Raw genomic sequence first — 13385 nt, forward strand, 5'->3', positions numbered from 1 at the left:
TACTACAAGAAAGAACGGAGACAAACAGCATGACGCTCAACTCGGTTGTGATCGTCGGAGCGGGGCAGGGTGGCTTCCAGGTCGCGGCTTCCCTGCGCCAGGAGGGCTATCAGGGCGCCATCACCCTGATCGGAGACGAACCTGGATTGCCTTACCAGCGACCGCCCCTTTCGAAGGCCTACCTGCTGGGCAAGATCAGCGCCACGGCGCTGCTGTTCCGGCCGATGGATTTCTACACTCAGCAGAACATAGAACTGGTGCACGACCAGGCGGTGGCCGTGGACCGCAACAACCGCCAGGTCCGTCTCGCCTCCGGGCGTGCGGTGCCCTACGACCATCTGGTATTGGCGATGGGGGCTCACAACCGGCCCCTGTCGGTGCCCGGTGCCGACGCCCACGGGGTATTCGGCATCAAGACCAAGGCTGACGCCGATGAACTGGCGCCACTGGCGAAGGAGGCGCGCCATGTGGTGGTGGTCGGCGCAGGCTTTGTCGGCCTCGAATTTGCCGCGGTTGCAGCTGCCAATGGCGCGACTGTCCATGTACTTGAACTGGGCGATCGGCCGATGGCCAGGGCCATATCGCGGGAAATGTCGGATCTGTTCCGCGCGGCCCACGAAGCCTGGGGCGTCCACTTTGAGTTCCGTCAGGGCATCGGGCAGATCCTGAGCGAGGGGGGGAAAGTGAGTGGCGTGGTGACCGCCGAAGGTAAGACTCTGCCGGCCGATCTGGTGGTGTACGGCATTGGGGTGATTCCGAATGTCCAGTTGGCCCTTGAGGCTGGACTCGACATTGACAATGGCATCAAGGTGGACAGTAACCTACTGACCAGTGACGCCCACATATCGTCGTTGGGCGACGTGGCGTCCTTCCCGTGCATCCAGAACGGCCAGAAGCCGCTACGCCTGGAGTCGGTGCAGAACGCAGTGGACCAGGGGCGCGCCATCGCCGCCCGGCTGGTTGGTAAGCCGGCACCCTACACCGCGCTGCCGTGGTTCTGGACCGACCAGGGCAATCTCAAGCTGCAGATTGCCGGCATGTCGATGGGGTACGACAACACTGTTGCCCTCGGTACGCCGGAGAGCGGCCAGCTCTCCGTGCTGTGCTTCCGTGACGACCAGCTGGTTGCCGTGGAGTCCTGCAACCGGCCAGGCGACCACATGGCGGCGCGCAAGATCCTGGCCCGCCCGCCGCGTCTGACCCCGGCGGAAGCCCAGGTGCCGGGCTTCGAATTGAAGGCCTGGGAGGCGGCCAACCGGGATTGACCCCGGTACAGATTGACCGGCCGCCGGATCCGGTGGCCGGGAAGGGTCCAGAAGCCCACGGGCTTTCGGAGTTGGAGTGCCGGCTTGCCCGGCATACCGCATTTCGGAAAAGAAGAGAGGAGTCGAGACGATGAAGACGCTGTGGATCGGAGTGATGGCCGGATTGTTGATGGCCTCGGGTGCAACTTGGGCCGATGAGGGGGCTGATCTGGCCAAGGCCAAGGAGTGCCTGAGTTGTCACGCTGTGGACAAGGAGGTCGTCGGGCCTGCATTCAAGAGCGTGGCCAGGAAGTACAAGGGTAAGGCCAGTGCTGAAGACCTGCTGGTCCGGACCGTGGTCAAGGGGTCGCCGGATACAGGTGGTTTCCATTGGGGCACCAAGAAGATGCCGTCGCCCGGCGCCCGGGTGGCGGTGACGGAGGATGAGGCACGCGTCCTGGTCCGCTGGGTGCTCGCCCAGTAAGCACGAACCTTCACGGTTGTGATGCCTTCACTACCTGCGGTCGTGGAGGCGTTTTCTATATTTGCAGGGCATTTTCATCGGCCCTGCAGATGAAAGCGCCAGCTCAGGCGTCGGCGCCGAAGGCCAGCCAATAGGTGTCTTCCCGGCATAGGGCGGTCGGACTGTCGGTAAAGTCCTGGGTTGATCCGACGATGCGGATCGCCAGTGGAGCCCGTTCCGGTTGCTGGGAGTAACAGCGGCCGGTCGGCTTGGCATGGGGCTCCAGGTCGATGTCCTTGAGGCGGCCGGCTCCGATCACCGCGCAGCGTCGCAGCACAAGAGCCGCCTCTGCCTCCTCAGTGGATAGGATGGAGAGGATCTGGCGGGCGAAGCCCTCCCGCAGACTGAGGCCGCTAAAGGGCTCTGGGGCAACGATCATCTGTCCGTCCAGCTGCCAGTCGAGGTGATAGCCGTCATCCCGCACAAGGTGGGCTGAAGTGACACCGAGTTCGCTGCGCGGGACCTCGATCTGATAGCCGCGCCGGGCCAGTCCGGATGCCATCGTGGCAATGGCCAGGCCCGCCAAATCAAGCAGATGGGTGCACTGCAGACTGGCATCCACGTAACGAATCACGCTGTTTGCGACGACGGTCAGGGGCATTCCCACTAATGCCTCCAACTGGCCGGCTGCTGCGGGACAGGCGGTAAACGGATGGCGTGGCGAACTGCCTTCTACGGCTGTGACGATGCCGTGCCGATGGTGCGCGACGGCGCGGAAGTGATGGAAGTCGTCTTCTAGGGCGGCACGTACCTCACCCTCTTCGGTCGTGCTCCGCGAGCGGATTTCTACCCTGCGTCTGAAGACTTTCATGGGTGGGCTCTCTTTTCTCTGTGTTCGGTGAGGAGAATTTCTTGCGTGCTATAGACAGCGCGGGATTGTCTTGCCAATATATGAACAGTAACACATATTATGTTCATAATTAAGGATGGGACATGGGGCTACTTGAAGGCAAGGTCGCGCTGATCACAGGCGCAGGAGGAGGCATAGGCAAAGGCGTAGCACGACGCTTCGTCCGTGAAGGGGCGAAGGTCGTCATCGCTGAGATCGATGTGTCCAGTGGCGAGCAGGTTGCCCGTGAGCTAGTGGAGCTCGGGGGTGAGGCGCTTTTTGTGCATACCGATGTGACGTCGAAGGTCAGTGTGATTGCCGCCGTTGACACCGCGGCCAGTCATTTCGGTGGGCTGGATATCCTTGTAAATAACGCCTTTGTCCCATCGCCCAACGTGCTCCTCGAGGACAAGACTGACGAGGTGTTGGAGCGGACGCTCAAATCCACTATTTGGGCATCTTGGTGGGCGATGCAGGCGGCACTTCCACACATGAAACAGCGGGGTGGCGGCAAGATCGTCAACTTCTACTCCATCGACGTGGAGACAGGGGCATGGTTGCACGCCGACTACAACACGGCCAAAGCCGGCATTCTGGGACTGACCCGCAGCGCTGCGTCCGAGTGGGGGCGCTTCAATATCACCGTCAATGCGATCGCCCCCACAGCCATGGGCGCTACCTTCCATAAGTTGGCGGCAGAGAACCCCGGCTTCGCCGAAGCCTCCGCCGCGCTCCGCCCTCTCGGACGCAGCGGAGATCCTGAAGCGGACATCGCCCCGGCGGTAGTCTTTCTGGCCAGCGAGTTGTCCTGTTATATGACCGGCGAGGCCATCCATGTTGATGGAGGACTCCATTTACCCGGCTATAACTCACGCCCACGCGACGTGGCGGTGCGCGAGTACTGAGGGTGGCTGCCATCACGGGACGTGGTGCGGTGGGATCGGAGGGGGGCGTGGGGCGCCGCAATCGGCGCTCCGAGGAGACCATTGCGGCGATTCTAGCCGCGACGGAGGACATCATCCTTCGCTCCGGCTCGGAGCGAGTTTCCATTCTCGAAGTGTGTGAGAGGGCGGAGGTGTCTCGCGGAACCTTCTATCGCTACTTTTCTTCGCAAGGTGATCTGCTTGACGCCTTTTCCCGCCACAAGCGGGATAGGTTCCATGCCGCGATGCTTTGCGCGGCACAGGTCAGTGACGATCCCGACGTGCGCTTCCGCGCTGTGGTGGACTACTTAGAGGCCTATCTAGAAAGTGGGCAGGCACGGCGGCTGCTCAAGGTTGCGCCAGAATATGCGCTTGGTTTTTTTCTGCGAATTTTTCACGACTCGGTTCTACGCTTGCAGGATGTACTTTGCGTTGTTTTCGATGCTTGGGATCTGCGCTTAGGCATTCGCATCGATCGCGAATTAGTTTGCGAGATGATGATTAGATATGTCCTGAGCGAGCTGCTGGCGCCGCAGGGCGCAAGTCCGCGAGAGCGCTCTGCGCGGATCGAGAACCTCGTTCTGGGCCTTGTGACTCGGCGGCTCAGCCCTGTCCCGGATCTCTGACTGGCAGGTTTTAGTTTGGCGGCAACAATATCTTAGCCGGAACCAAACTTTAGAACATAAGTATCAATTCTGTTAGCTAAATTTTTGGCTTTTTTCTAGAGGGTATAGCCAAAAGCAAGATAGTTTTTGTGCACTCCTTAGTATTAAACTTATACAGAGTTGCGTTTTATGTTTAATTTGTGCATGATATTTCCAGTGAATCGAGGCAACGACGAGTGCCCGGCGGCAGGAGACAAAGTGCAACAGGTCTGACGGAAAGGTTGTTTCCGTGGGGTCGGTGCGCGCGCTCCGGTGGTCGGGTTCGGGTTGCCAAGCCGCTCAATCCGAGAGCGCCCATCCCTGAGAAAGAGGACCGCCGACCATGCTGATCGACCTGCACGCCCACGCCCCGCACCCGGACTACTACGACCAGGACCCTTACTGGGGTCCGGCCTTCGAATCGCAACCCGACGGCGACATCAAGCTGCGCGTGGGGGACTGGATCCTCAGCCTGGGAGCCCCGGAACGGAAGGCGGCGCTGCGCAAGGCCAAGGCGGAAGGGCATGCGCTCAATGTTCAGGAATACATGGCCCGCTGGCGCGATCCGAAGACGCGTCTGGTTGGTATGGATGCGGCAGGACAGAGCGCGCAGGTGGTGTCGGTGCCTTCTCACTGCTACATGTACTGGACTCCGCTGGAGTACGCCTTGCCGTTCTCCCGCAAGGTCAATGATGTGTTGGCCGACTACTGCTCGGGAGCGCCGGATCGTCTGATGTTCTGGGCCCAGGCGCCGCTGCAGAACCCGCAGGAAGCGGCAAAGGAGCTCCGTCGTGCTTGCACCGAGTTGGGTGCCAAGGGCCTGGGGGCCGGGGGTTCCAACTTTGGGGGGCTGGAATTTGATTCTCCCGAGATGGATGTGGTGTGGGAGACCCTGTGCGATCTGGATCTGCCGATGTTCGTGCACGGTTACAACCAGTCGGTGACCTGGGGCAAGAACGCCAACAGCGACCGTTTTGAAACCACCGCCATCGTCGGCATGAACTACGACGAAACCAAGGCCTTCTGGTACCTGGTCAATGGCGGGGTGCTCGACCGTTTCCCCGATCTCAAGGTGTACATCACCCACGGTGGCGGCTTCGTGCCCTACCAACTGGGTCGCCTGGCGCAGACCAACCCGAACCTGGATGTCTATCACAACCAGAAGCCGGTGCTGGAGTACCTGAAGAACTTCTACTTCGATGTGGAACTGCACGAGTTGCCGATGCGCCAGGCGCTGATCGACGTGATCGGGGCGGAGCGGATCCTGTACGGGTCGAACTTCGGGGGCAGCGACGCGGTGCGCCATGACCTGACGGACGGGCTGCGCTTATCGGAGGAGGATCTGCAGAAGATCCGCTGGAAGAATGCGGTGGAGCTGCTGCATCTGGACCCGAGCAAGCTCGTCGAGCTCAACAAACCGGCCACGGTGGTCGCGTAAATAGGAGGTCGGACATGATCAGCCAAGAGCAGCGTGTAGTCGTGGTGGGAGCAGGCCTGATGGGGACGGGCATTGCGCATGCGTTTGCCAGCAGCGGCTTTGCTACGTCGCTGGTGGACAGCAACGTCGAAGCTCTGTCCAAGGCAGAGAAATCGATTCACGGGATTCTTGACGGTGGTGTGAAGCTGGGCAAGCTGGCGCCCGAGCGGGCCGAAGCGGCCAAGGGACGTCTCAGTACCAACGTGAGTCTGAAGGACGCCGCCGAAGGCGCCATGCTCCTCGTTGAGACCGTCTCTGAGAACCTGGCCGTCAAGAAGGCCGTCCTGTCCGAGGGTGCCGCCGTGCTGGCACCGGGGGCCGTCATCGCCACCAACACGTCGGCCTTGTCGGTCACCGAGATCGCCACCGCGGTGCCATCGCCCGAGCGGGTCATCGGCATGCACTTCTTCAACCCGGTGCACAAGATGAAGTTGGTGGAACTGGTGCTGGGCATCGCCACCGACGTCACCACCGTGGCGGTCAGCCGGGCGTGGTGCGAAGCGATCGGCAAGACCTCGATCCTGGTCAACGAATCACCGGGCCTGACCACCAGCCGCATGTCGGCGATGCTCGGCAACGAAGCCATGTGGATGCTGCAGGAAGGCACGGCCAGTGCCGAGGACATCGACACCGCGCTGCGCATGGGTTTCAACCACCCGATGGGTCCGCTGGAGTTGGGGGATCTGACGGGGTGGGACACCCGGCTGTCGGTGCTGCGTTACCTGCACAGCACGCTGGGAGAGAAATTCCGCCCCTGTCCACTGATCATCAAGATGGTGGCCGCTGGCCGCTATGGACGGAAGACGGGACATGGGGTGTACCAGTACGACGAAGCAGGCCAGCGTGTTCCGAACTCCGGTCTCAAGGCGAGCGCGCTATGAGCGCCCTTTACATCGTCGAAGCAGTCCGTACCCCGGTCGGCAAGTACAAGGGCAGCTTGGCCGGCGTGCGCGCCGACCATCTGGGTGCCCATGTCCTGAACGCCCTGCTTGAGCGGGCTGGAATTGCTGCCGAAGCCGTGGATGATGTCATCTTCGGTTGCGTGACGCAGGTCGGGGAGCAGTCCGCCAATATCGCCCGCACAGCCCTGCTCGGGGCTGGCTGGCCGGTGACGATTCCCGGTCTCACGCTCGACCGCAAGTGCGGCTCCGGGGAAGTGGCCGTGCATGTGGCCGCAGGCCTCATCGCATCGGGCAGCGCCGATGTCGTGGTGGCGGGGGGCGCCGAGAACATGAGCCGGGTACGCATGGGGGGCAACCGGGAACTTTACGGCGAAGCCTTCGGCTGGCTGGCCGCCGACAGGTACGAGCTGACCAGCCAGGGCGAAGCGGCTGAACGGGTCGCCGAGAAATGGCAGCTGAGCCGTGAAGCGCTTGACGCCTTCGCGCTCAGGAGCCATCAGAGAGCGGCCGCGGCGGCCGAAGCGGGCTATTTCAAGTCGGAAATCGCCCCGGTGCCGGTCAATGCCCTGAAGGACAAGACCTGGGCCGAACCCACCCTTGAGCAGTTCGGGGCGGATGAAACCATCCGCCCGGGCACGACCGCCGAGAAGCTGGCCACGCTGAAGAGCAGCTTCCGTCCCGAAGGCAGGATGACGGCCGGCAACTCGTCACAGATCTCTGACGGGGCTGCGGTACTGCTGCTCATGTCGGAGGCCGCGGTCAAGCGGTTGGGGGTCAACCCCAAGGCGCGGATCCGCGCCTTTACCACCGTGGGTTCGGACCCGACGCTGATGCTGACGGGCCCGATCGCGGCCACCCGCAAGGTACTGGGACAAGCCGGGCTGAGCCTGGGGGATATCGATCTGTACGAGGTGAACGAAGCCTTTGCGCCGGTGCCGCTGATGTGGCAGCGCGAGCTGGGGGCGGACCTGGAGAAGCTGAATGTGAATGGTGGTGCGATTGCGCTGGGCCATCCGCTGGGGGCCAGTGGCGCGCGGATCATGACCTCGTTGCTGCATGAGCTGGAGCGTCGGCAGGCGCGTTACGGCTTGCAGGCGATCTGCTGTGCCGGGGGAATGGGCACCGCAACCATCATTGAACGACTCTAGACAAAAAGCACCACCCTCGGAGAAAGCGAAAGACTATGAATATTGATCTGAGTAGCAAGCGCGTGATCGTTACCGGGGCGTCCCGGGGAATTGGCAGAGCGATTGCCCGGGCTTTTGCAGACGAGGGGGCGCGTGTCGCCATCTGTGCTCGTACCGCCGCTGCGGTGGAGGAAACAGGTGCAGAGCTGGCAAAGACTGCGCAGGCTGTGATTGCCCGTGCGGTTGACGTGACCGACACTGCAGGTGTGCGCCAGTTCGTTGACGAAGTCGCGGCCGAATGGGGCGGGGTGGACGTGTTGGTGAACAACGCCGGACAGGGAAAAGGCGGCAACCTGGATACCCTGACCCCAGAAGCTATTCTGGAGCACGCCAACATCCTGCAGATGGGCCACTTCCGCTTCATTCAGGCGGTGGTGCCTCACATGCGCAAGCAGCACTGGGGGCGGATCATCGAGATTAATGCGCTGGCTGGCACCATTCCGACGCCGGACGGCATCCCTTCGGTAATCAACCGGGCTTCGTGCATCGCGCTAGCCAAGTCCTTGGGCATGTCGCTGGCCAAGGAGAACATCCTGGTCAACACCCTCAACATGGGCTGGATCGACACCGGCCAGTGGGACCGTCACTACAAGGAAATGGGGCCGGGGTGTACCCGCGAGGAGTTTGACGCCATGGTAATGAAGGTGGTCCCGGTCGGTCGCTACGGCAAGCCGGAGGACGTTGCAGGGATGGCCCTGTTCCTCGCCAGCGATTACGCCAGCTTCATCAGCGCAGCCTCCATCGACATCGCCGGTGGTATGGGGGGGCAGATCGCCTACTACCCCACACTGAAACGTGATTTTGAGGCCTCCGTCCGGGCCCGGGTCACCAGTCCCACCGAATCCGGCGCAGCTGCCTGAGACGACAGGGAGACGGGCATGAGCAGGGAAGGGCCCCTATACGCCGCCCTGCAGCCTGACACACGTGAGTACTCAAGCCCATTTTTCCGGGGCGGAGGCGTTCTCTGCTCGTCATCGCCTGCTAGTGATCCTGACCGTCGTACTGGCGACCGGCGCGATGGTGGTCGAGGCGACCATCATCAACGTGGCTATCCCGACGATCATGCGCGAGTTCGCCATTGGGCCGGACGAGGCCCAGTGGCTGTCCACCGGTTTTCTCGGCGCAATGGTCACCACGATGTTACTAGCCTCGTGGTTCGAGCGCCGCTTTGGGCCCCGGACGACTTACACGGGGGCTCTGGTGCTATTCAGCCTCGCTTCCTTGGCTGGAGGTCTCGCCAAGAGCATTCCCCTGCTGATCGCGGCACGGGTCGCTCAGGGAGCCATCTCGGGTCTGGTCCAGCCCTTGGGACTGGTGGTGATATTCCGGGTCTTCGTGCCTTCCGAACGGGGGCGGGCGATGTCCGCCTTCGGCCTGGGCGTTGTGCTGGCGCCGGCGCTGGGGCCAGCCCTGGGTGGCTACCTGGTGGACATGGTGAGCTGGCGGGCGATTTTCTTCGTGACCCTGCCCCTTTGCATGTGCGGAGTCTTTCTGAGTCTGCGTCATCTGCCCGGGCGGGAGCCCAATACCTTATCCGAGCGCTTCGACGTGGTCGGCCTCGCTCTGATCGGATTGTTCATATTCTTTCTGTTGACCGCCTTTACGTTGGGGCATGTAGATGGCTGGACATCACTGACCTTCCAGTTTCGTCTAGGGCTCTGCTTCATTGTGGCGATGGCATCTTTCGGCTGGGAGATGCATTTCCAACATCCATTACTCCAGTTCCGCCTGTTCCACAATCCCCATTTTGTCGCTTCGGCGCTAGTCGCCTTCGCTTATGGGCTGGGTTTATATGGTTCCACCTATCTGGTGCCGCTCTACGTCCAGTCGGTCCTCCATTACGACGCCTGGTTGTCGGGCCTGCTTCTGATGCCAGGTGGGCTGGCAATGGCTCTGAGCATCATTCTGACAGGTCGCCTGCTCGATCACTTGGCTGCTCATCAGTTGATCGTGATGGGACTCCTATGTTTTGCAGCTTCGCTTCTACTGATTGCGCTGGTGGGTGTAGCGGACTCCTTTGTGGTGCTGGCGGTGTTGCTTGCTCTGGGGCGAGTTGGCTTGGGCATGACGATCCCGTCTCTCAATCTTGGCGCACTTCAGCTCATCGAGTCGCCCCAACTGGCTCAGGCGTCGGGAACGCTCAATTTCATCCGTCAGTTGGGCGGTGCAATGGGCGTGAATGCACTGACCATCCTCTTCAGTTGGCTCAATGAACGGGGGCTGCGTGCCGGACTTATCGCCTCTGCGTCCTTGGAGGAGGCCTTCGATGCCTGCTTTGCAGTTGTTGGAATCGCTTTTCTCCTTGCAGTGGTTCCTGCGCTAAGGATGCGTAAGAGCCCCATCAGTCCAGAAGGCGGCGATTAGGTCGCATGTTGAGAAAGGAAGTACAGAAATTTTGTATTCTGAAATTAGAATTAAAATCGGACTATAGAATTTTAGAAAAATGCTCAGTACAATGCAGTGAGCGTCGACGGGATGGAAAAGTCCTGCGGTGCTTCGAAGGATGAGGAGTCGATGGTGTTACGGAATCCCGCTAGACAGGGACCGGGACATCGGGGTCGCGGGCAGCCGTGATCATCATCGTCGTATCTGAGGAGACACAATAAATGATCAGAAACAAAGGTTTGGGTCGTGCACGGTTCCCCCTGCACGGTGTGGCTGCAGCCCTTGCAATCGGCTGGGGTGGTGGTGCGATGGCCGTCGAGATTGAGACCGACAACCCGGATCTGAGGATCCGCTGGGACAATACCGTGCGTTATAACCTCGGTATGCGGGCTGAGGGGCAGGACCGTCGACTCTTGAACAGTCCGAACTTTGATGAATCGGATAGCAAGTTCGGCAAAGGTAGCGTGGTGACCAACCGGCTTGACCTGCTGAGTGAGCTGGACCTGAGTTACAAGGGGCAGTTTGGTGCGCGTGTCACTGGTGCAGCCTGGTACGACAATGCCTACGACAACCACTCTGTGCATACGACGGCCCCCGGCGGCGCCTTCACCAGCTATTACAACAACGAGTACAACTCGACCGTCAAACGTTATGTGAATGGTCCGTCCGGTGAACTGCTCGACGCATTCGTATGGGCCAACATGGACATCGGCGCGGTGCCGCTGAACGTCAAGGTCGGCCGCCACACCAATATCTGGGGTGAGGGACTGCTGATCGGCGCCCATGCTATTTCCTATTCCCAGTCGCCGGTCGATGGTGTCAAGGCCGTGACCAGCCCAGGTATTGAGACCAAGGAGGTTTTCCTGCCCATCGGCCAGGTATCCGCCAAGGCCCAGGTGACGGATCGCCTGTCTATCGCCGGCCAATATTTCTACGAATGGGAACCCACCCGTGTTCCCCACTCCGGCACCTACCTGATGGGCGCAGACACCGCACCGACCGTGGATCGTCTGCCCAACGGCTGGGCCCGCGCCGAGTCGAAGAAGCCTGGCGGTACCGGCAACTGGGGCGTTGCGGCAAAGTTGAACATCGAGGAGATCGAATCGACCTTCGGTGCCTACTACCGGGAGTTCAACGACTACGCACCGGAGACCGGCGTTCAGTACCTCGGCGCGGCGGGCCCCTTCCGCTTTGTTTACCCGGAAGACGTACGCTTGATCGGCCTGAGCTTTGCTCGGGTGATAGGTCCTGTCAGCTTCGGCTCCGAGCTGTCCCTGCGCAAGAATGGTCACCTCAACTCGACCGGTGTCAGCTCGTTGAACAACACCGGAGCCCGTGGAGATACGTGGCACGCCATCGTCAATGGCGTGTATTCACTCCCCAAGACATCTTTCTGGGATGTCGCCAACCTCGTCGCCGAACTGGCCTATAGCCGTCTCGACAGAGTGACCAAGAACCCCGAACTGTACAAGGCCGTGGGCTATAACTGCGCGAAGGTTGGGGGGGCTGCAGGGAACAAGCTCGGCAACAAGCTGGACGGCTGTTCCACGGACGATTTCGCGCAGATCGCAATCAATTTCACGCCCCAGTACCTCAACATTTTCCCGTCTTGGGACATGGATGTCCCTCTGACGATCAACTATGGTCTGAGCGGCAACGCTCCGAGCGGCGGTGGCGGCTTTGAGCGCCTGATGAGTTGGTCTGCCGGTGTCAAGATGACATACGCGTCGCGCTATGAGTTCACCCTGCGCTATGCCGACATGGCGGCCGCCACGATCTACAACAGCACCGGGACGACGGTGCTTGGCGGTAACGGTTTGAGCAGTGCGGTTGGCGCCACGGATCGGGGTTGGCTGACCTTCACCTTCAAGACGGCCTTCTAAAGGCTGCAATCAGGAGACTAGGAACATGAAGAAGCACACAGCAGTTGCACTGTTGAGTCTGGCCATCGTCTCGGCGCATAGCCTGGCGGCCGTTACTGCCGACGAGGCCAAGGAGTTGGGCAAGTCGCTAACCAAGTACGGCGCGATCAAGGCCGGCAATAAGGAAGGCACGATTCCCGAGTACACCGGCGGCCTGACCAAGGCGCCCGCCGACTTCAAACCTAAGAGTGGTTTCTGGGCCGATCCCTTCAAGGATGAAAAGGCGATCCTGCGTATCGACGGCAAGAATATGGACCAATACGCTGACAAACTCAGCGAAGGCCAGAAGACACTGCTGAAGAAATTCCCTACGTACTACATGGATGTCTATACCAGTCATCGTACTGCAGCCGTTCCGGCTAAGGTCCTGGACGCCACAGTCCGCAACGCGACGACCTGCAAGACGCTGAAGAACGGCCTGGCAGTTGATGCGGCCTGCCGTGGCGGACTGCCTTTCCCGATTCCCAAGACCGGCAACGAAGTCATGTGGAACCTGTTGTTGCGTTACAAGGCCGACACCACAACCAAGTCATCCCGTTCGTGGGTGGTGGACTCTTCCGGCAAGGCCGTGATGACGGCCCAGCAGCAGACCCTGGAAGAGACACCGTACTACCACGCCGACCTAGATGGTCGTGACCCGCAGATGTACTGGCGTACCCATTCGCTCACCCAGGCGCCGGTGCGCAAGGCGGGCGAACTGACCGGTCTCGTGGACTTCCTCGACCCCACCGAGAAGCCACGCCGTGCCTGGGGATATACCCCCGGCCAGCGCCGCGTGAAGCTGGCACCGGAGTTCTCATACGACACCCCGGTGTCGAGCATGGGCGGCGTCACCCTGTTTGACGAGCTGTTCGTGTTCTCCGGCATGCAGGATCGTTTCGACTTCAAACTGGTCGGCAAGAAGGAGATGTACATCCCTTACAACGCCTACAAGCTGTACTTCGGTTGCAAGACCGATGAGCAATTCATGCCCAACCACGCCAATCCCCAATGCTGGCGCTGGGAGCTGCACCGGGTGTGGGTGGTGGAAGCCACACTCAAGCCGGGCAACCGTCACGTCTATACGAAACGGACCTACTACCTTGACGAGGACACCTACGGCGCAGGCATGTTCGATGCCTACGACCAGAGTGGCAAGCTGTACCGCTCCCTGTTCAATTCCATGGTTCAACTCTATGACGTGACCGCGCCCTACACGGTCAAAAATGTCATCTATGACTTCAATAAGGGGATGTACGCCCTCGTCAATGATGGCCTGGAAGGCGGTTATGGTGTGCTCGAAAAGCCCATGCTCAATCGGGATATGAACCCTGAGGCAGTCGTGGCGCGGGAAACAGCACGCTGATTGC

Annotated in this window: 12 protein-coding genes; 11 read left to right on the forward strand and 1 reads right to left on the reverse strand. The window is 60.8% G+C overall.

Annotation, left to right across the window (positions count from 1 at the left end):
- Positions 1-29 precede the first annotated feature (29 nt).
- On the forward strand, positions 30-1265 hold the full coding sequence (locus AC1PQG_RS11965) for an NAD(P)/FAD-dependent oxidoreductase (protein WP_481122765.1): 1236 nt from the start codon (positions 30-32) through the stop codon (positions 1263-1265).
- Positions 1266-1395: 130 nt separating this feature from the next.
- Entirely contained in the window at positions 1396-1728 is a 333-nt protein-coding gene (locus AC1PQG_RS11970) for a c-type cytochrome (RefSeq protein WP_481122766.1), read from the forward strand.
- 103 nt (positions 1729-1831) lie between these two features.
- Here the strand turns inward: AC1PQG_RS11970 and AC1PQG_RS11975 are convergent, their stop codons facing one another.
- Entirely contained in the window at positions 1832-2578 is a 747-nt protein-coding gene (locus tag AC1PQG_RS11975; RefSeq protein WP_481122767.1) for a DUF2889 domain-containing protein, read from the reverse strand.
- Between the two features lie 122 nt (positions 2579-2700).
- Between AC1PQG_RS11975 and AC1PQG_RS11980 the strand changes: the two genes are divergently transcribed.
- The 9 genes from AC1PQG_RS11980 to AC1PQG_RS12020 all read left to right on the forward strand — a co-directional run bounded on the left by AC1PQG_RS11980 (position 2701) and on the right by AC1PQG_RS12020 (position 13381).
- On the forward strand, positions 2701-3501 hold the full coding sequence (locus AC1PQG_RS11980) for an SDR family NAD(P)-dependent oxidoreductase (RefSeq protein WP_481122768.1): 801 nt from the start codon (positions 2701-2703) through the stop codon (positions 3499-3501).
- 47 nt (positions 3502-3548) lie between these two features.
- Complete coding sequence (locus AC1PQG_RS11985) at positions 3549-4145, forward strand: TetR/AcrR family transcriptional regulator (protein WP_481122769.1); 597 nt, start codon at positions 3549-3551, stop codon at positions 4143-4145.
- Positions 4146-4506: 361 nt separating this feature from the next.
- The gene (locus tag AC1PQG_RS11990) at positions 4507-5601 is read left to right on the forward strand and encodes an amidohydrolase family protein (RefSeq protein WP_481122729.1); all 1095 of its coding nucleotides are present in this window, start codon (positions 4507-4509) and stop codon (positions 5599-5601) included.
- Between the two features lie 14 nt (positions 5602-5615).
- Complete coding sequence (locus AC1PQG_RS11995) at positions 5616-6521, forward strand: 3-hydroxyacyl-CoA dehydrogenase (RefSeq protein WP_481122731.1); 906 nt, start codon at positions 5616-5618, stop codon at positions 6519-6521.
- Positions 6518-7690 (forward strand): thiolase family protein, encoded by a 1173-nt coding sequence (locus tag AC1PQG_RS12000; RefSeq protein WP_481122732.1) that lies wholly within the window; start codon positions 6518-6520, stop codon positions 7688-7690. Before AC1PQG_RS11995 ends, AC1PQG_RS12000 begins: the two co-directional genes overlap by 4 nt.
- A 35-nt stretch (positions 7691-7725) precedes the next feature.
- Positions 7726-8589 carry an SDR family oxidoreductase gene (locus AC1PQG_RS12005; protein ID WP_481122770.1) on the forward strand — a complete coding sequence of 288 codons (864 nt, stop codon included), beginning with the start codon at positions 7726-7728 and terminating at the stop codon, positions 8587-8589.
- A gap of 64 nt (positions 8590-8653) precedes the next feature.
- Positions 8654-10093: a DHA2 family efflux MFS transporter permease subunit gene (locus tag AC1PQG_RS12010; RefSeq protein WP_481122771.1), complete on the forward strand. Its 1440-nt coding sequence runs from the start codon at positions 8654-8656 to the stop codon at positions 10091-10093.
- 242 nt (positions 10094-10335) lie between these two features.
- Positions 10336-11997: a DUF1302 domain-containing protein gene (locus AC1PQG_RS12015; protein ID WP_481122772.1), complete on the forward strand. Its 1662-nt coding sequence runs from the start codon at positions 10336-10338 to the stop codon at positions 11995-11997.
- A 25-nt stretch (positions 11998-12022) separates the two neighbouring features.
- Complete coding sequence (locus tag AC1PQG_RS12020; protein WP_481122773.1) at positions 12023-13381, forward strand: DUF1329 domain-containing protein; 1359 nt, start codon at positions 12023-12025, stop codon at positions 13379-13381.
- Positions 13382-13385 lie beyond the last annotated feature (4 nt).

It is taken from the genome of Zoogloea sp. GDB6 (assembly GCF_056724105.1).